Below are 18,100 nucleotides of genomic sequence, written 5' to 3'. Positions count from 1 at the left end.
ACCCGACTTGCAGATGACGCGATGGAGATCGGCCCGGGCGCCCCTGATCTGGGGCGCCCTTGGCTTGGCGATCGGCGTGCCGGTTGCGCTTGCTGCGGCCAGCGAGCAGCTGGCATGGCGCGATCCTGTCTACATTATCGCCGGCTTCGCCGGGATCATCGCCCTCGGTCTCGTGCTCGTGCAGCCCTTGCTGATCGGCGGCTACCTGCCGCGATTGTCGGCCTATCGCGGCAGGCGCGCCCATCACTGGATCGGCGGCGCGCTTGCTCTCGCGATTCTGATCCACGTCGCCGGCCTCTGGATCACCAGCCCGCCCGACATGGTGGACGCACTGACCTTCTCATCGCCGACGCCGTTCTCTCCCTTCGGCGTGATCGCGATGTGGGCCATCTTCGCGGTTGCGTTCCTGGCTCTGCTGCGAAGGCGGTTGGGATTGCGGCCGCGAACCTGGCGCATCATCCATATTCCCCTCGCCATCGTCATCGTCGCAGGTAGCGTGGTCCATTGCCTGCTGATCGAGGGGACGATGGAGACGATCTCCAAGGTGGCACTCTGTGCGCTCGTCCTCGCGGCGGCCATGAAAGTCATGATTGACCTGCAGGTGTGGCGGAAGCGACAGGCGCCGCGCGGGGAGAATGTCGCACGGCAATAATCCGGCGGATCTGGTCAGCTCCAGGACTTCCCCAGGGGGCTATCGCATTTGGGAGTTTTCCCCGCGGCCATCCTTCGAGACGCCCGCTTTGGGCGGGCTCCTCAGGATGAGGGTGGAGTGCGCGGCAGCAAATTTCAACGAGCACTGATGCTGATTAGCCTCATCCTGAGGAGGCGCGTCAGCGCCGTCTCGAAGGACGAGGCGTGCGCGCTGGCCGCTGGTACGAGTCATCTGCGATAACCTGGGGACTTCCCCAGTCCCATCTCTTGTGCGCAGAATGGCGCGCGCCAAGCATCGTCATCGGGCCGGGAGGATCTCGACATGGCAGAGCAGACCATTCGCTTCGACGACGGTGCCGCCTACGAGCAGATGATGGGAATCTGGAGCCGGTTCGCAGGCGAGATATTCCTTGATTGGCTGGCACCTCCTGCAGGCTTGCGGTGGATCGACATCGGTTGCGGCAACGGCGCCTTCACTGAACTCCTGGTCGAGCGCTGCAACCCCGCCGAGGTCCAGGGCATTGACCCCTCGGCCGAGCAGCTTGCTTTTGCGCGCACACGACCTACGGCGCACGTGGCAAAGTTTCACCAGGGCGATGCGATGGCACTTCCTTTCGCCGACGCCAGCTTCGACGCGGCTGTGATGGCGTTGGTTCTGGTGTTCGTTCCGGACCCCGCGAGGGGCGTCAGCGAAATGGTGCGGGTCGTTGTCCCCGGCGGTGCGGTCATGACGTATATGTGGGACATGTTGGGTGGCGGCTTTCCGCTCGACCCGATCTATGACGAGATGAAGGCAATGGGCATTCCGGCAACGCGCCCGCCACGGATGGATGCCTCTCGCATGGAAGCGTTGCGGGACCTGTGGCGAGGAGCAGGTCTCGAGGACGTGCAAACGCGAGAGATTACGGTGCAACGGACGTTTTCAGGTTTCGACGACTTCTGGGCAATCAGTCTGAAGTCCCCCGCGCTCCGGCCTTCCGTTGCCGCCATGAGGCCCGCAGACGTCGAGACGCTCATAGCGCGGGTGCGTGCGGGCCTGCCGGCGCATGCGGACGGTCGCATCACCTGCACTGCGCGCGCGCACGCGATCACGGGGCGCCGGCCCAAATAGCTCGCACTGTGCGGCCCGTAGGATGGATAGAGCACTTGCGAAACCCATCATCTTCGCCACCGCACGAGTCTGATGGGTTTCGCTGCGCGCGGCAGTGGTCCAGAGTCGAGAGGTGAAATCTCTCGCCGCGTCATTGCGAGGAGCCCTTGCGACGAAGCAATCCAGACTGTTTCCGCGGACACATTCCTGGATTGCTTCGCTACGCTCGCAATGACGGAACCTGGCTGCACCGCTTAGCTTGCCGCAGCCTTCGACCGGGCGTAACCTCGCGCAATGCTCGTCACGTCCCCCGATCTGAAAGCGTTCCTGCTGGCGACGCCGTTCTTCGGCGGGCTTTCGGAGGCAGGCCTCGACCTCTTGATCTCGATGCTAGTCGAGCGCCGCTTCGAGGCCGACGCGACCGTTGTGGCCGAGGGCGAGCCGGGACGTTCGATGTTCATCGTCAAGTCCGGCCGGCTGGCGGTGAGCAAACGCACGCATGCGGGCAGGGTCATCCCGATATCGCGTTTGGAGCCTGGCGATTTCTTCGGCGAGATGACGCTGATCGAAATGCAGAACCGCTCCGCCACTGTTATCGCGGAGGCGCCGACCGTGCTGTACGAGCTGACGGCCCAAAAGCTCTATGCCTGCTACAAGGCCGACATCCACGCCTACGTGATCGTCCTGCAGAACATCAATCGCGAGCTATGCCGGCGGTTGCGCCGTTCGGACGACCGCTTCGCAGCACTGCAAATGAATGGCGACCATTGATGGTGCGCAGTGCGTAGGATGGGTAGAGCCCTTGCGAAACCCATCATGTTTCGTGGCTCGACAAGGAGCAGATGGGTTTCGCTTCGCTCTACCCATCCTACGGGCTACTGAGATCCTCGACCCGCATCACGACTTGTCGTGCGCGTACTTCTCCAGGACCAGCCGATTATACTCGTCCCTGACGGCTCTGCGGGAAACATGTCCCTTCCGGTCCTTGGCGATTTTCAAAAGATCAGGATCGGTCGGTGCTTTTGATTTCCGCCGAAATCTCGCAAGAAGAGGAATCGTCGGCTCCGACATCCTTCCAAACAGGCGGTCGAACCATCCCATCGTGTCCTCCCGGACAGGTCGCGAGCGAAAAGACTAGCACCATGAAATGAGGGGTCAACGTGCCGTGTGGCCGCAACCTTTCGAAGAGGCGCAACCGGAAGGACACCGATCGCAACGCTTCTGGCCCGTCGGGCAAAACACCGCCTCTCCCGCGCAGCCCCCGTCAATCCCTTCCCGCAAATATATTCCACTTTACCGAAATTCGGAATTGCAGTATCCATCGCTCATCCCGGCCCAGGGAGAGGGGCGATCGTACGTCGTCACGAACGAGGGCCAGGGTGCGGTGGACGCGGCTGCGTCGGGCACGCAGGGCGGGACCAGGGCGAGATGAACCTCGTGAGGTCTCACAGCGTGCGGAACGGACGGCGCCAACATCCGGCGAAGCCTCTTGGCGGAGCCGGAAGCTGCGTACGGCAAAACCGTGTGGTCCTGACCGTCGTTGCTACGGTCAAGCCTTGCGGAGATGCATCTGGGCTCAACCGGGCCTTGAGGCATCGTCAATTCGCGAGGTGACGGAGGCCAGAAGGAACTCGGCTCCGGGGAGAGCAGGCATAAGCCGTCAAACCACTGCGCAGGGAAGGCCGTGTGTTGGGCTTCACCTGTATGCCGCTGTGCAGTTTTCTGCGTGTGCTGTCGCACAGCGGACCGTGGGTGCCAGCCGGCACCCGGCCTTCCCTGCGCCCTCTTCATAGAAGAGGGACAAGGAAACGAGCAAAACTCGGGCGTTTCGGGCCGCGAGAATGCCAAGCCATGTGTGGAAGACTGACGAAACGACCGAACTTGCTCTTCTCGCCCGTGAGGATCAGCGGCGCGCGGCGATCGCCGTCAGCTCCAGCTTGACGCCCGGGCCGAGATCCGCAACGCCGATCGCGGCACGCGCCGGCAGATGCTCCGCGGTGAAATAGCGCTTCCACACCTGGTTGAACGCGGCCTTCTCAGTGAGGTCGGCCACGAAGATCGTCACCTGCAGAACGCAGGACAGATCGGAGCCGGCCCCCTCGAGCAGGGTCTTCAACTGGCGCAGCACATCCTCGGCCTGGCCGGCCATGTCGAGCCCGGCATCTTCAGGGACGATGCCGCCGAGATAGAGCACGCCATTATGCTCGACGATCTCGTGGAGCAGTCCTTCATAGGGCAGGGAGCGTGTGATCACGATCGCATCCATGGGTGTTGCGGGCGCGCTGGCCAGGCACAAGGCTTGGTTCAACAAGGCTTGGTTCAACACGGCTCGCGTCGGTGAGGAAAGCTGGTGCTGCCAGACAGGATTGAACTGTCGACCTCTCCATTACCAATGGAGTGCTCTACCACTGAGCTACGGCAGCATGTGCTGGGACAAGAATCGGCCGCCCGAGGGGCCTACCAAGCGGGCCGATATCTGCCACAAGCCCCCCTCCTGCGCAAGCTTGCTAGCCCCGCCAAAACGAGAAAATCGGGCCGATATCGGCGCCAAAATGCCCGTTTTCGTCCGGACTGACCGCCTTCATGCCGATTCGGGGTCTGACATCCCTGCCCAACTGGTCAGTTGGCCGGGGAGCCGGATTCGATCCATCTCGCGTTTCGCAAGGGTCCTATCGCCTCACCCTCTTGAGCTGCCACACTTCGATGGCATCCTGTGGCCGGTTGCTGTGATGGAGCCGCGATGGGCGACGAGACTGACAAGAGCGCGAGGCAGCCGAGGGCGTCCCGGGACGACCGGCTGAAATCGGCGCTGCGCGAAAACCTGAAGCGGCGGAAGTTGCAGGCGCGCGAACGCGCCGCAAGCACCGACCCCTCGCAGAACGACGATGGTTCCCTAAATGAGGGGGCCGCCGGCAAGACCTCTCGTTGAACGCCGGCGGCTGGAAATTTGGAGTGCAAGCAGTGGCCATGGGGCAGGACGAAACACAACGAACCGATCGTGATGCGCAGCTGTTGCGGTTCACCCGCCCCGAGCAGACCTTTCCGGCGCTGACGCCCGCCGAGATCGAACGGATCAGGCACTTCGGCGAAATCCGCACCTACGCGGACGGCGAGTTGCTGTTCGAGACCGGCAAGCCCGGGCCCGGCATGTTCGTGGTGCTGGCGGGCCACGTCGCCATCACCCAGCGCGACGGTCTCGGCCACGTCACGCCCGTGATCGATCAGGGGCCGGGGCAATTCCTGGCCGAGCTTGGCCAGCTCTCGGGCAGGCCGGCGCTGGTCGACGGCCGCGCCGAAGGCAATGTCGAGGTGCTGCTCGTCCCGCCGGACCGGCTGCGCGCGCTGCTGGTGGCCGAAGCCGAGCTTGGCGAGCGCATCATGCGCGCGCTGATCCTGCGCCGGGTCAATCTGATCCAGGGCGGCATCGGCGGCCCCGTGCTGATCGGGCCCTCGAACTCCGCGGGCGTGGTGCGCCTGCAGGGCTTTCTCACCCGCAATGGCCAGCCGCATCATCTGCTCGATCCCGAGAGCGAGCATGACGCCGCCGAACTGATCGCGCGCTTTTCGCCGAAGCCGGAGGATTGGCCGCTCGTCGTCACGGCCGGCGACACGGTGCTGCGCAATCCCAGCGAGACCGAGCTCGGCCGCGCCATCGGCATGATTGGCGGGGCCAAGGACGACCGTATCTACGATGTCGCCATCGTCGGCTGCGGGCCGGCGGGGCTCGCGACTGCGGTCTACGCTGCGTCCGAAGGTCTCTCGGTCGCGGTCGTCGACACCCGCGCCTTCGGCGGCCAAGCCGGCGCCAGCGCGCGCATCGAGAACTATCTGGGCTTCCCGACCGGCATCTCCGGCCAGGCGCTGGCGGGCCGCGCCTTCACGCAGGCGCAGAAGTTCGGCGCCGACATCATGATTCCGATGTCGGTGAGCTCGCTGGATTGCTCGCGCGTCAACGGCACCTTCGCGCTGGCGCTGGATTGCGGCGAAACCTTGCGCTCCCGTTCGGTGGTGGTCGCCAGCGGCGCGCGCTATCGCCGTCCCGATATTGCCAACCTCGACAAGTTCGAGGGCCGCGGCGTCTGGTACTGGGCATCGCCCGTGGAGGCGCGGCTCTGCGCCGGCGAGGAGGTGGCTCTGGTCGGCGCCGGTAATTCGGCTGGCCAGGCGGCCGTGTTCCTGTCGGGCCATGCCAAACGCGTGTTGATGATCATCCGCGGCGGCGGCCTTGGCGCCAGCATGTCGCGCTATCTCATCGAGCGCATCGAAGCGACCCCGAACATCGAACTGATGTTCAACACCGAGATCACCGCGCTCGAGGGCGACGAGGCCTCGCTGCTGCGGCGCATCCGCTGGAAGAGCCGGCTCTCGGATGACGAGGATTCCGCCGACATCCGCAATCTCTTCCTGTTCGTCGGCGCCGATCCCGCCACGTCCTGGCTCGACGGTTGCGGCGTGACGCTCGATCGCGGCGGCTTCGTGGTCACGGGCGCGCAGTCGGAGCAGAACCAGGGCAAGCTGGTGGCGCCGCTGGAGACCTCCGTGCCCGGCGTCTACGCCGTCGGCGACGTCCGCTCCGGCTCGGTCAAGCGCGTCGGCGGCGCCATCGGCGAGGGCGCGCAGGTCGTTGCCTCCCTGCATGGCTATCTCGGCGACGCCGCAAAACCGGCGCTTTAGTCAAGGACAAGGCAAGGCAATGGCAAGCCAAATCCGGCTTGTCATCTTGCTGCGCAATGCGTGACTATCCCCTCGTCGCGAGGCAATCGCGCGCGGAAAAAACAACGATTCAACGGGAGGACCAAATGGCTGAAGTCGTCGTGCTCTACAAGACACCCAAGGATGCTGCCGCCTTCGACAAGTACTATGCCGAGACGCACATTCCACTCGCCAAGAAACTTCCCGGCCTGAAGAACTACGCCGTCAGTAAAGGGCCGGTCGCATCTCCCGCAGGCCCTTCCGGAATCCATCTCGTCGCCATCCTCACCTTCGACAGCGTGGCCGACGTTCAGGCCGCCTTTGCCAGCCCGGAAGGCAAGGCGACCGGCGCCGACGTGCCGAAATTCGCCAGCGGCGGTGCCGACATCCTGATCTTCGATACCAAGAACGTGTGAGTTCAATTCAACTTTCGTCGAAAGCCTGCCGTCGTTTGTGACAGCGCTGCAAAAAGTTCAGCCATGCGTTTTTCGATTTCGCACGATGACGCATGGCTGCGCTCATGCATGTGACGACAACGCAGGTGGTAATCCGATGAGGACCGTAATACTATTCTCGTCACCTCAACGCCGAGAGTAGGAGAGATGTCATGGTGCTTGGCCTAAGCCTGCCCGCCCTTACGCTGATCCATGTCATCATCAGCCTGATTGCCATCGTCGCCGGGCTTGTCGTGATGTTCGGCCTGCTTGGCTCGAAGTCGATGCCGGGCCTGACTGCGATCTTCCTGCTGTTCACCATTCTCACCAGCGCGACTGGTTTCCTGTTTCCATTCAAGGAGCTGCTGCCCTCGCACATCATCGGCATCATCTCGCTGGTGCTGCTCGCGATTGCCTGTTTCGCGCTCTACGGCATGAAGCTCGGCGGCGTCTGGCGCCCGGTCTACATCGTCACCGCGATGATCTCGCTCTATTTCAACGTCTTCGTGCTGGTGATCCAGTCGTTCCTCAAGGTGCCCGCACTTGCCGCGCTCGCGCCCGCCGTGCCCCCGGCGCCGCCATCGGGGCCGGTCTTCGCCGTGGTGCAGGGCATCGTGCTGGTGTTCTTCGTCGTGCTGACCATCGGCGCCTGGCGCCGCTACAAGCCCCTGGCGTTTGCCTGATTGGCCCCTCTCGTCATTCCGGCCATCGCACAGCGATAAACTCTGGTGCGCAATCGCGCACCAGAGAATCCCGATTTATCAATCTCCAGATTCCGGGTTCGCGCTGACGCGCGTCCCGGAATGACGTCTCTCATTGAAAGGAGCCCCACCATGCCCACCATCACCACCAAAGACGGCGTCGAGATCTTCTACAAGGACTGGGGCTCGGGCCAGCCGATCGTGTTCAGCCATGGCTGGCCGCTGTCCTCGGACGATTGGGACGCGCAGATGATGTACTTCGTCACGCGCGGCTATCGCGTCATCGCCCATGACCGCCGTGGCCACGGCCGCTCGGCGCAGGTCGCCGACGGCCACGACATGGATCATTATGCCGACGATCTCGCCGCGCTCACCGCGCATCTCGACCTCAAGAACGCCCTCCATGTCGGCCATTCCACCGGCGGCGGCGAGGTCGTGCACTACATCGCCCGTCACGGCGAGAGCCGCGTCGCGAAGGCCGCGATCCTCTCCGCGGTGCCGCCGCTGATGGTGCAGACCGCAGCCAATCCCGGCGGCCTGCCGAAGAGCGTGTTCGACGATTTCCAGGCCCAGCTTGCCGCCGGCCGCTCGGCCTTCTACCGCGACATCGCCGCCGGCCCGTTCTACGGCTACAACCGCCCCGGCGCAAAACCGCTGGAAGCGGTGATCGAGAACTGGTGGCGCCAGGGCATGATGGGTGGCGCGAAAGCGCATTACGACGGCATCGTCGCGTTCTCGCAAACCGATTTCACTGAGGATCTGAAGAAGATCAACGTCCCGGTGCTGGTGATGCATGGCGACGACGACCAGATCGTGCCATACGCGGACTCGGCGCCGCTCTCGGCCAAGCTGCTCAAGAAAGGCATCCTGAAGACCTACAAGGGATTCCCCCACGGCATGCCGACCACGCATGCCGAGACGATCAACGCGGATCTCCTGGCGTTCTTCAGGGAGTGAGGTTTCACGACTCTCACCCTCCCTTGTTGTGGGAATGGGTGGCTCGCCGCGTAGCGGCGAGCCGGACGAGGGCTTAACTTGTGTGTGGAAATTTCGGGGCTCGTGCGCGTTGAGCCCCGTCCACTCCAGGAGAGGCGCGGCGATGTCGCCCCAGCTCAAACTGATCGCTCTCGACGCCGACGACCTCGCCGTGATCTCGACCCATGTCCAGGACGCCCGCGTCCAGGCTTCCGATATCATTTGGCGGCAGGGCGAGAAACGGCTTGTGGTCGGAATGAGCCGGCTGGACTGGGAGCAGACCTTGGAGGGCGAGACCGAGCCGCGCCGGCTGGTCGCAGCGCTCCGTTTCGACCGTGTGCTCGCCTGCAAGTCGCGCAACATTGACCTCGCCGCGCCGGACAAGATACTGGATCTCGTCGGCATTGAATTTCACCCCCGGGACGGCCGAGCCGAGGAGCCCGGCGGCAGCGCCCTGCTTTTGTTCGCCCAGGGCGGCGCCATCCGCCTGGACGTCGAGTGTCTGGAATGCGAGCTGACCGACCTCGGGGCCGACACGCTGGGCACTGGAGTCCAGGGGGAGGGCTGAAGAGGCCGTATACCAGCCGAATGGGCCCTGGCTGGGATGGCATCTGCCGAGGGTTGACGCAGCTTTCCCGCCGCGCCATTGAGCAGGGGACCTGGTGCGCCGACCCGCCCCTCAAGACCAGCCGGAAGCCAAGCGAAACATGCCCGTTCGCCTCGACCGCAGCAGCGCTGATTTTGACCAGCGATTCGCCGCCTTCCTCGCCGCCAAGCGCGAGGCGTCGGCCGACGTCGAGGCCGCCGCGCGCGCGATCGTCGACGACGTGGCCAAGCGTGGCGACGCCGCCCTGCTCGAGGCGACGGCCAAGTTCGACCGCTTGAGGCTGGACGCATCCTCCTTGCGCGTCTCCGCCGCCGAGATCGAGGCCGCCGTGAAGGCCTGCGAGCCTGCGACGCTGGATGCGCTCGAGCTTGCGCGCGACCGTATCGAGACCTATCACCGCCGCCAGCTGCCGAAGGACGAGCGCTTCACCGATCCGCTCGGCGTCGAGCTTGGCTGGCGCTACACCGCAATCGAATCCGCCGGCCTCTACGTCCCCGGCGGCACGGCGGCCTATCCGTCATCGGTGCTGATGAATGCCGTGCCGGCGAAAGTCGCCGGCGTGTCGCGCCTCGTGATGGTGGTGCCCTCGCCGGACGGCAAGCTCAATCCGCTGGTCCTGGCGGCCGCCCATCTCGGCGGCGTCACCGAGATCTACCGTGTCGGTGGTGCGCAGGCGGTGGCCGCGCTCGCGCACGGCACCGCGACCATCGCGCCGGTCGCCAAGATCGTCGGCCCCGGCAATGCCTATGTCGCTGCCGCCAAGCGGCTGGTGTTCGGCAAGGTCGGCATCGACATGATCGCCGGCCCCTCGGAGGTGCTCGTCATTGCCGACGACACCGGCAACGCCGATTGGATCGCCGCTGACCTCTTGGCGCAGGCCGAGCACGATTCCAGCGCGCAGTCGATCCTGATCACGGACTCGGCGTGCCTTGCCGCCGACGTCGAAAAGGCGGTCGAGGCGCAGCTGAAGACGCTGCCACGCGCCGCGATCGCCAGCGCGTCCTGGGCCGATTTCGGCGCCGTTATCATGGTGAAGAACCTGGGCGACGCCGTCCCGCTTGCCGACGCCATCGCGGCCGAGCATCTCGAGATCATGACCGTCGATCCCGACGCGCTCGCGGCGAAGATCCGCAATGCCGGCGCGGTGTTCCTCGGACCGCACACGCCCGAAGCGATCGGCGATTATGTCGGCGGCTCCAATCACGTGCTGCCGACGGCGCGCTCGGCGCGGTTTTCCTCCGGCCTCTCGGTGCACGACTTCATGAAGCGCACCTCGATCCTGAAATGCGGGCCCGACCAATTGCGTGCGCTGGGACCTGCCGCGATGACGCTCGGCAAGGCGGAGGGGCTGGATGCCCATTCCCGCTCGATTGGATTGCGCCTCAATCTGTCATGACAAAGCCGCCCGCACAGGACGACTCGACCAATCGCATCGTCGGCGTCACGCTGGACGAGGAATCGATCGGCCGTTCCGGGCCCGACATCGAGCACGAGCGGGCGATCGCGATCTACGATCTGATCGAGCAGAACCTGTTTGCGCCCGAGGGTGCGGACGGCAAGGGCCCGTTCACGCTGCATATCGGCATCACCGGCAACCGGCTGATGTTCGACATCCGCCGCGAGGACGGCACGCCCGTGGTCGCGCATCTGTTGTCGCTGACGCCGTTCCGGCGGATCGTGAAGGACTATTTCATGATCTGCGACAGCTATTACCAGGCGATCCGCACCGCGACCCCCGACAAGATCGAGGCCATCGACATGGGCCGCCGCGGCATCCACGACGAAGGATCGCGCACGCTGCAGGAGCGGCTGAAAGGCAAGGTGCGGGTCGACTTCGAGACCTCGCGCCGGCTGTTCACGCTCATTACTGTCCTGCACTGGAAGGGCTGAGCGCGATGGCGGATCCGCCACGCGCACGCGATCCTCAGTCGGTGCTGTTCGCCTGTGCGATGAACAGCGTGCGCTCGCCGATGGCCGAGAGCCTGTTGCAGCACATGTTTCCGCAAGGCCTCTACGTGAAGTCGGCCGGCAACAGGAAGGGCGAGCTCGATCCCTTCGCCGTCGCCGTGATGAGCGAGCTCGGCCAGGACATCTCCGGCCACAAGCCGCAGACCTTCGAGGAGCTGGAGGATTGGGAGGGACTGAATTTCGACCTCATCATCACGCTCTCGCCCGAGGCGCATCACAAGGCGCTGGAGCTGACGCGAACGCTCGCGGCCGAGGTCGAATACTGGCCGACGCAGGATCCCACCACCATCGAAGGCAGCCGCGACCAGAAGTTAGCTGCCTATCGCGAGGTCTGTGATCAGCTCCTGATGCGCATCCGGCGGCGCTTCGCCAAGGTCGGCGCGGCGAGCGGGTAGCATCAGCCCGCCGTAACACCCGCGTCACAGAGAGCAGGCACAGCCGTGGCGGATACCTCGAATCACCAAACTCCGGTTCCCGGGTTGTGAAATCAGCCCCCTTCCGATAGGTTCCGCGCGCAATTCACCCCTGCCTCATCTTCCAAATCACCTGATGCTTGGCCGCCCCAAATTCGTACTTGCCTCCGGCTCGCCGCGTCGGCTGTCGCTGCTCAACCAGGCCGGCATCGAGCCGGATGCGCTCCGGCCGGCCGACGTCGATGAGACGCCGAGGCGGGGCGAGCTGCCGCGCGCCTGTGCCAACCGGCTGGCCAGAGCCAAGGCCGACGCTGCGCTGAAGTCGGTGCAGCTCGACGACGAACTGCGCGGCGCCTTCATCCTCGCCGCCGACACGGTGGTGGCGGTCGGCCGCCGCATCCTGCCCAAGGCCAATCTGGTCGACGAGGCCGCGCAGTGCCTGCGGCTGCTGTCGGGCCGCAACCACCGCGTCTACACCGCGATCTGCCTGGTCACGCCGCGCGAGGCTTTCCGCCAGCGTCTGGTCGAGACGCGCGTGCGCTTCAAGCGCCTGTCCGAGGACGACATCCAGGCCTATATCGGCTCCGGCGAATGGCGCGGCAAAGCCGGCGGCTACGCCGTCCAGGGCATCGCCGGATCCTTCGTGGTCAAGATGGTGGGGTCCTACACCAACGTCGTCGGCCTGCCGCTCTACGAGACCACGACACTGCTCGGCGGCGAGGGCTTTCCGATCCGCTTCGGCTGGCTCAATACCACCGCGGTGTGAGCCCAAGTGAGCCCAAGGGCCGCGCCGACAAAAACCTCGAAAACAACCCCATGCACAGTAGAATGGCCCCGCCGGGTCCGACCAGCGGCACATGCGCGGCTGCACCGGGAACCCGTTTCCGGGCAGGCTCTTGAACCCCGTCACCCCGTGTAAGCTGCCGACATCCATGGACGACCAGGTCACCACCGGCCCGCTCAAAACCTGCCCGATCTGCGGCAAGCCGCAGACGCAGGCCACCCGTCCGTTCTGCTCCTCGCGCTGTCGCGACGTCGACCTGAACCGCTGGCTGAAGGGCTCCTACGTCATCCCCGGCCGCGACGACGAAACCGACGACGTCGAATAATCGAGCTTTATCAAAGTTTTAATTGCCTCGCTGAAGCGCCGAGCAGCAGCCGCAGCAACCCCGCCCGATCTTGTGCACAGAAGGGCCGCGCCCGGCGCAGCCACTTCGCGAAGCCGGGTGGACAGGCCGCTCCGAGCCCACTATAAACCGCCCGCTCGATGGGCTTTGGCCCCTCTCTTGGAGCACGCCCAGGTAGCTCAGTTGGTAGAGCATGCGACTGAAAATCGCAGTGTCGGTGGTTCGATTCCGCCCCTGGGCACCAATCTACGCTTTTCCACACTGAAGCACGATCTCGTACGATAGCGCTTGCCAGATGACCGGCGCGAAGCGCGCTCGCGTTTTTCTTTTCTCTTCCTGGAGCTTGCCAAGAGGCATCTGGAAAACCCGGCGCGCGGCGGCGTCTGGAATCAAGGCATCTAAGTCGTTCGGCAGGCTTGGCCGACCGCCTAGGCTCCCGCTAAAGGCTGCGCGATCCCGCGCGGCTTCCGCAGGAGCCCAACCATGAAGCAACTCAAGGATATAGCCATCGAAGACCATGGAGGCCTCGATCGGTGGCGGCAGTTCGAGCAGGTGTCGGCCGATCTTGTGCAGGGCGGCGTCCTGTGGTCCTTGAAGGGACAGGCAGTCACCCTCGAGCGGACCAACGTCACCGTGGGTCTGAAGAGGCAGTGGGCGTCACACGCTCCGTTCGGCGCTGACCATCGCCGCTCGCGCTTTGAGCCGAGCCGGGTGGCTCTGGAAGCAGACAACGGAACGGTTCTCGAAGAGCTGCTTGAGCCGCGCGCGAGCTTTGCCGGCCATGAGTTGCAAACGCCGTGGACTGAACTGCAACTCGCCTACTTCGCCGGCTGCGCGATGTGGACCTATCTGAACATGCCGTTCCTGCTTGCCTGGCCGAGACTTGAGACCGAGGAACTGGAGCCCTGGCCGGCCGACAGCGGAGACTGGCGCCGCCTTGCGGTGCGATTTCCGGCAGAGATCGCGACGCACAGCACCGTGCAGACGCTCTATTTCGACGGTGAGGGGCTGCTGAAGCGCCACGACTACAACGTCGAGATCTCCGGCAACACGCCCGGCGCGCATATCATCGAAGACTACACGGAAGTCTCGGGCATCAAATTCCCGACGAAACGCCGGATCTATTCCCGCCAGCCAGACGGCAGCTTCAGCACCGAGCCCCTCGTCGTTTCGATCGATCTTTCCAACATCCGGCTCAGCTAGCGATGAGCCTTTGGAATCCAAACTCGACGGCGTGAGAAGCCGGTGGCCTTATGACGATTGATCCGACATGGGCCGCCTTTCTCACACGCATTGCCGCGGTCGCGCGTCGATCATAGTGCGGCCAGCGGTCCGGCATCATTGCGGATGGCTCTAGGGACCTCCCCAAGCACGCGCGCAAACGCCAGACGCATCCGCTCTCGGTTCGCGAACCCCACCTCGCGAGCGATGACCTCGATCGGCAACCGACTTTGTTCCAGCATCAACTTCGCGGCTTCGACACGCAACGCTTCGACCGCCTTTGCGGGCGTGGTGCCGGTTTCCGCCCGAAACAGCCGCGTGAACTGCCGGGGGCTGAGGCACGCGGCCTCGGCAAGCTCGTCAACGGTGAGGTTTTCGGCAAGGTTCTGACGAGCGTAGTTCAGCACGCGCTGGACCCGATCTTCATTCGCGCCGAGGTCCAGCAAAGTGGAATGCTGGGACTGTCCGCCTGAGCGGCGATGGTACATGACCATGCCCTTCGCGACCGAACGGGCAATATCGGAGCCGTGGTCGCGCTCGATCATGCCCACGACCAGGTCCGTTCCCGCGGTCATGCCGGCTGACGTCCATATCGGTCCGTCCGCGATGAAGATCTTGTCCATGTCGACCTCGCAGCTGGGGAAACGGTCCTGCAGCGCCTGCGCGTAACGCCAATGCGTGGTGGCGCGCCGGCCGTTCAGCAAGCCCGCATCTCCCAGGACGAACGAGCCCAGGCAGATGGCGGCGACGCGGCGCGCGTCGCGAGCAGCAGCGCGAAGCAGCCGGACCAATCCCGGCGACGAGGTCGGTATCTCCAGGCCCGCGGCGACGATCAGCGTGTCATAGCGAGCATCGTCGATTGGGTCCGTCATGACCTGCATGCCGGATGACGAGGCGACCAGTCCTCCTTCCTCCGAGAGGACGCGCACGTCATAGACCTTCTCGCCGGCCTGCTTGTTGGCCACGTCGAACGCTGCGACGGCTCCGAAGCAGACGGGTTGGAAACTCGGGCAAAGGACGAGGCCGATCTTCATGCTTTCTCCGCGACGGTTGCTAATCGCCTAGATGGTCGTTCCAGTGATGTTTCGCCATGCATGGCCGGAATGATGGCATCTACGTCCTGTCGGCTTGGGCAGGCCGCTGGTAGCGCTCCGACAGGTTTTTCAGACCTTGGAGCTTTCATGTCGAGCGATCCGACGACATACAGCGCTGTTCAGGCCGTCGCGCCGGGACAGCTCGAACTGACGCAAAAGCCGCTTGTCGATCCCGGCCCCGGGCAGGTCCGCCTTCGCGTCGAGGCCTGCGGTGTCTGCCACTCCGACGCCGCGACCGTCGAAGGGGCTTTTCCGATCCAATGGCCGCGCGTGCCGGGCCACGAGGCTGTAGGCGTGATCGACGCGGTCGGCAGCAACGTCGAGGGTTGGACGCTCGGGCAGCGCGTCGGCATCGGCTTCCTCGGAGGTAGTTGCGGACACTGTGCAGAGTGCCGCGGCGGCGATCTCGTCAATTGCCGGAACCAGGAGTTCACCGGCGTTCATCATGACGGGGGCTACGCGCAGTACATGCTCGCGCGCTCAAGTGGCCTCGTGTCGATTCCCGATGGGCTCGCCTCGGAAGACGCCGCTCCGCTGCTCTGCGCCGGACTGACGACCTTCAGCGCGCTCCGCAACTCTCCCGCTCGCGCCGGCGATCTGGTCGCCGTGATCGGCATTGGCGGCCTCGGGCACCTCGCCGTGCAGTTCGCCCGGCGCATGGGCTTCGAGGTCGTGGCGATTGGGCGCGGACCGGACAAAGGTGGTCTCGCCGGAAAGCTTGGCGCCCACCATTATGTCGACAGCTCGAGCGTCGCGGTTGCTTCCGCGCTGCAGGATCTGGGCGGCGCGCAGCTCGTCGTCATCACCGCGTCAGGTGGTAGAGCTGTGGCAGACGCGGTGAAGGGGCTTCGGCCGCGCGGCCGGATCATCGCGCTCGGCGCATCTCCCGAACCTGCGGAGATCGCGACGTCCGACCTCCTGTTCGGCGAGCGTTCGATCGAAGGCGCCTTGACCGGCGATCCAGCGACCGCCGATGCCACCTTGCGGTTCAGCTCGCTCGCTGGCGTTGCCGCCATGATCGAGACGATGCCGCTAGAACGCGCGCCGCAAGCGTATCGCAAGATGATGGCGGGCGAAGCCCGCTTTCGCATCGTCCTCACCATGTAGATGCGCTGCCAATCATCAGGATCGACTCCGCATCAAGCAAATGCAACTCACAAAGGAGCAACCATGTCGCTCGAAACCGCTAGAACAGAATCTTTGAACGTCGGCGATGTGCGCTTCGCCTTCCGGCGGCTCGGCCCGACGGCCGGGACGCCGCTCATCCTGCTGCAGCACTTCACCGGGACGATGGATGCCTGGGATCCGGCAGTGGTGAATAGCCTTGCTGAAACGCGGCCGGTCATTGCGTTCAACAATCTCGGCATAGGCACCTCCACCGGCCGGACGCCCGACACGGTGGAGCAAATGGCCTCGGATGCCGAGACATTCATACGAGGCCTTGATCTGCCAAAGGTTGACCTCCTCGGCTTCTCCCTCGGCGGCATGCTCACCCAAGTGCTTGCCGTGCAGCACCCCGGCTTGATCCGCAAGCTCATCATCGCCGGCGCTGCACCGCGCGGGGGCGAGGAACATCTGCTCGCCGTAGTCGACGAAGCCTTCGCTCAAAGCGGGACGGATGTGCGGTTGCCCCTGTTCTTCACACCCTCCGAAGAAAGTCAGCGCGCCGGCCGCGCTTTCGTCGCCCGCGCAACCATGCGCAAGGAGGATCGTGATCCGGACAGCGGCGAGGATGTCAGCAACGCGCAGGCGAAGGCAATCATTGGCTGGTGCGCCAGGAAGCATGAAGGCGAAGCGACGCTCCGCGCCATCGCGCAGCCTACGCTCATCGTGCACGGCAGCGACGACACGATGTTTCCGAGCATCAACGCCTACAACATGTTCAAGGCTATGAAGAACGCCCAGCTCGTTCTCTATCCGGACTCCGGCCACGGCGCGCTGTTCCAGTATCCAGCGAGGTTCGTCGCCCATTGCCGAACCTTCCTGGACGAGTGAGGGAAGAGATCGATGCCAATCTTCAGCAACTGGCGATCGAAGCCCATGGCGGCCTCGATCGGTTTCGGCAGTTCTCGTTCCTCACGGCGCGGCTTCACCAATTTGGCATCCTCTGGAATCCGAAGGGAAAGCCGGACGTGCTCACTCATGCCAATACGTTCTTGTTGCTTGCTAGAAATTCTCTCGATATTTCAATTACAAGAGCGTCGGAGAGCGGATCCCGCCCCTGCGCACCAACGCCCCCGACATCGGACATCCCCCGAGCTGTAGCTGCCCCCGAGCCACTACCCTCGTCCGCTATACGTAGCCGGCGGCCGCTGATATGATCCTCCGACGGTAAACGGCAGCTCGCCACCATACTTTTCTGCGATGCCGGCCTTCTGATCGGACCTCGATCCCGCTCGCGCCATTTCGCATTGCTTCGACAAGAACGCTGAACAAATTCGTCAACGGCTGCCGCGTCCCCGCTCACATCAGGAGATGTGCCATGACTGCATCGGACTGGCGTCTCGAAGGCGAATGGATGAAGAACTGCACCTGTGCGTTCGGCTGCCCCTGCGATTTCAACGCACGGCCGACCCAAGGCTATTGCAAGGGATTGGTCGCCATGCGGATCGCCAAGGGACATTTCGAAGGGACCAGGCTCGATGGTCTCTGCTTTGCGATCACGGTCGATTTCCCCGGGCCGCTGCATGAGGGCAACGGGACAATCCAGCCCATCATCGACGAACGCGCCACGGCGGAGCAGCGACAGGCGTTGTTCGATATCTTCTCCGGTAAGCATTCGGCCGAAGGCACGCTGTTCCAGATCGTCAGCATGATCGTCACCAAGATCCATGATCCCGTGTTTGTGCCGTTCGAGTTCTCCTTCGACAAGGACGGACGCGTCGCAAGACTCGTCGCCAAGGGCGTGCTCGAGACCGATGTCGAGCCGATCAAGAATCCGGTGACCGGTGATCCGCACCGCATCCAGGTGGTCATGCCCGAAGGGTTCGAACATCGGGCGGCCGAGGTCGCATCCGCCGACATCCGCTCGACCGGCGCGATCCGGTTCGAGACCCGCGCTACGCATAGCTCGCTCGCCAATGTCGTGCAGACGCCTAAGGGCGTTGCGGCATGATGCGGCGCTGAC

The 18,100-nt window shown here is 64.3% G+C and carries 21 protein-coding genes and 2 tRNA genes; 19 read left to right on the top strand and 4 right to left on the bottom strand.

Annotation, left to right across the window (positions count from 1 at the left end; translation table 11 throughout):
* Nucleotides 1-13 precede the first annotated feature (13 nt).
* From I6F37_RS16280 to I6F37_RS16270, 3 genes are all read left to right on the top strand, one after another.
* The gene (locus I6F37_RS16280) at nt 14-652 is read left to right on the top strand and encodes a ferric reductase-like transmembrane domain-containing protein (protein WP_036014376.1); all 639 of its coding nucleotides are present in this window, start codon (nt 14-16) and stop codon (nt 650-652) included.
* Nucleotides 653-973: 321 nt separating this feature from the next.
* Nucleotides 974-1,762, top strand: a complete 789-nt coding sequence (locus I6F37_RS16275) for a class I SAM-dependent methyltransferase (protein ID WP_036014374.1) — start codon at nt 974-976, stop codon at nt 1,760-1,762.
* Between the two features lie 273 nt (nt 1,763-2,035).
* Entirely contained in the window at nt 2,036-2,512 is a 477-nt protein-coding gene (locus I6F37_RS16270) for a cyclic nucleotide-binding domain-containing protein (protein WP_036014373.1), read from the top strand.
* Between the two features lie 126 nt (nt 2,513-2,638).
* On the opposite strand, the gene I6F37_RS16265 is transcribed toward I6F37_RS16270, so the two are convergent.
* The 3 genes from I6F37_RS16265 to I6F37_RS16255 all read right to left on the bottom strand — a co-directional run bounded on the left by I6F37_RS16265 (nt 2,639) and on the right by I6F37_RS16255 (nt 4,164).
* Nucleotides 2,639-2,842, bottom strand: a complete 204-nt coding sequence (locus tag I6F37_RS16265) for a hypothetical protein (protein WP_036026980.1) — start codon at nt 2,840-2,842, stop codon at nt 2,639-2,641.
* A gap of 802 nt (nt 2,843-3,644) precedes the next feature.
* A complete protein-coding gene (locus tag I6F37_RS16260; RefSeq protein ID WP_085969234.1) occupies nt 3,645-3,995 on the bottom strand; it encodes a RidA family protein in 351 nt (116 codons plus the stop codon).
* Between the two features lie 94 nt (nt 3,996-4,089).
* A tRNA-Thr gene (locus I6F37_RS16255) sits at nt 4,090-4,164 on the bottom strand.
* Nucleotides 4,165-4,481: 317 nt separating this feature from the next.
* Between I6F37_RS16255 and I6F37_RS16250 the strand changes: the two genes are divergently transcribed.
* The 13 genes from I6F37_RS16250 to I6F37_RS16190 all read left to right on the top strand — a co-directional run bounded on the left by I6F37_RS16250 (nt 4,482) and on the right by I6F37_RS16190 (nt 13,861).
* Nucleotides 4,482-4,670, top strand: coding sequence for a hypothetical protein (locus I6F37_RS16250; protein ID WP_036014369.1), 189 nt, complete (start codon nt 4,482-4,484; stop codon nt 4,668-4,670).
* Nucleotides 4,671-4,708: 38 nt separating this feature from the next.
* Nucleotides 4,709-6,415 carry an FAD-dependent oxidoreductase gene (locus tag I6F37_RS16245; protein WP_225152221.1) on the top strand — a complete coding sequence of 569 codons (1,707 nt, stop codon included), beginning with the start codon at nt 4,709-4,711 and terminating at the stop codon, nt 6,413-6,415.
* Between the two features lie 125 nt (nt 6,416-6,540).
* Entirely contained in the window at nt 6,541-6,849 is a 309-nt protein-coding gene (locus I6F37_RS16240) for an EthD family reductase (RefSeq protein ID WP_036014366.1), read from the top strand.
* Between the two features lie 191 nt (nt 6,850-7,040).
* Nucleotides 7,041-7,550: a hypothetical protein gene (locus I6F37_RS16235; RefSeq protein ID WP_036014365.1), complete on the top strand. Its 510-nt coding sequence runs from the start codon at nt 7,041-7,043 to the stop codon at nt 7,548-7,550.
* A gap of 150 nt (nt 7,551-7,700) precedes the next feature.
* Nucleotides 7,701-8,525 (top strand): alpha/beta fold hydrolase, encoded by an 825-nt coding sequence (locus I6F37_RS16230; protein ID WP_128264893.1) that lies wholly within the window; start codon nt 7,701-7,703, stop codon nt 8,523-8,525.
* A 142-nt stretch (nt 8,526-8,667) separates the two neighbouring features.
* Entirely contained in the window at nt 8,668-9,111 is a 444-nt protein-coding gene (locus I6F37_RS16225) for a DUF2948 family protein (RefSeq protein ID WP_036014359.1), read from the top strand.
* Between the two features lie 139 nt (nt 9,112-9,250).
* Complete coding sequence (hisD, locus tag I6F37_RS16220; protein ID WP_225151933.1) at nt 9,251-10,546, top strand: histidinol dehydrogenase; 1,296 nt, start codon at nt 9,251-9,253, stop codon at nt 10,544-10,546.
* Nucleotides 10,543-11,040, top strand: coding sequence for a UPF0262 family protein (locus tag I6F37_RS16215; protein ID WP_025032375.1), 498 nt, complete (start codon nt 10,543-10,545; stop codon nt 11,038-11,040). The genes hisD and I6F37_RS16215 overlap by 4 nt, the downstream gene beginning before the upstream one ends.
* A gap of 5 nt (nt 11,041-11,045) precedes the next feature.
* Nucleotides 11,046-11,513, top strand: coding sequence for a low molecular weight phosphatase family protein (locus I6F37_RS16210; RefSeq protein WP_225151931.1), 468 nt, complete (start codon nt 11,046-11,048; stop codon nt 11,511-11,513).
* A gap of 154 nt (nt 11,514-11,667) precedes the next feature.
* Entirely contained in the window at nt 11,668-12,297 is a 630-nt protein-coding gene (locus I6F37_RS16205) for a Maf-like protein (RefSeq protein ID WP_025032373.1), read from the top strand.
* Nucleotides 12,298-12,463: 166 nt separating this feature from the next.
* The gene (yacG, locus tag I6F37_RS16200; protein ID WP_225151929.1) at nt 12,464-12,640 is read left to right on the top strand and encodes a DNA gyrase inhibitor YacG; all 177 of its coding nucleotides are present in this window, start codon (nt 12,464-12,466) and stop codon (nt 12,638-12,640) included.
* A 186-nt stretch (nt 12,641-12,826) separates the two neighbouring features.
* Nucleotides 12,827-12,902: transfer RNA gene (locus I6F37_RS16195), tRNA-Phe, on the top strand.
* Nucleotides 12,903-13,141: 239 nt separating this feature from the next.
* A complete protein-coding gene (locus tag I6F37_RS16190) occupies nt 13,142-13,861 on the top strand; it encodes a hypothetical protein (protein ID WP_225151927.1) in 720 nt (239 codons plus the stop codon).
* 110 nt (nt 13,862-13,971) lie between these two features.
* Here the strand turns inward: I6F37_RS16190 and I6F37_RS16185 are convergent, their stop codons facing one another.
* Nucleotides 13,972-14,913, bottom strand: coding sequence for a GlxA family transcriptional regulator (locus tag I6F37_RS16185; RefSeq protein WP_225126902.1), 942 nt, complete (start codon nt 14,911-14,913; stop codon nt 13,972-13,974).
* Between the two features lie 147 nt (nt 14,914-15,060).
* Here I6F37_RS16185 and I6F37_RS16180 point away from each other — a divergent pair, with 147 nt between their 5' ends.
* The 3 genes from I6F37_RS16180 to I6F37_RS16170 all read left to right on the top strand — a co-directional run bounded on the left by I6F37_RS16180 (nt 15,061) and on the right by I6F37_RS16170 (nt 18,088).
* A complete protein-coding gene (locus I6F37_RS16180) occupies nt 15,061-16,080 on the top strand; it encodes an alcohol dehydrogenase catalytic domain-containing protein (RefSeq protein WP_225151925.1) in 1,020 nt (339 codons plus the stop codon).
* 63 nt (nt 16,081-16,143) lie between these two features.
* Nucleotides 16,144-16,968 (top strand): alpha/beta fold hydrolase, encoded by an 825-nt coding sequence (locus I6F37_RS16175; protein WP_225113367.1) that lies wholly within the window; start codon nt 16,144-16,146, stop codon nt 16,966-16,968.
* Nucleotides 16,969-17,455: 487 nt separating this feature from the next.
* Nucleotides 17,456-18,088, top strand: coding sequence for a DUF1326 domain-containing protein (locus tag I6F37_RS16170; RefSeq protein ID WP_057027610.1), 633 nt, complete (start codon nt 17,456-17,458; stop codon nt 18,086-18,088).
* The last annotated feature ends 12 nt before the right edge of the window (nt 18,089-18,100 follow it).

Origin of the sequence: Bradyrhizobium sp. NBAIM08 (assembly GCF_020193935.1) — a bacterium.
GTDB lineage: Bacteria > Pseudomonadota > Alphaproteobacteria > Rhizobiales > Xanthobacteraceae > Bradyrhizobium > Bradyrhizobium yuanmingense.
This window is presented reverse-complemented; position numbering and strand designations above follow the sequence as displayed.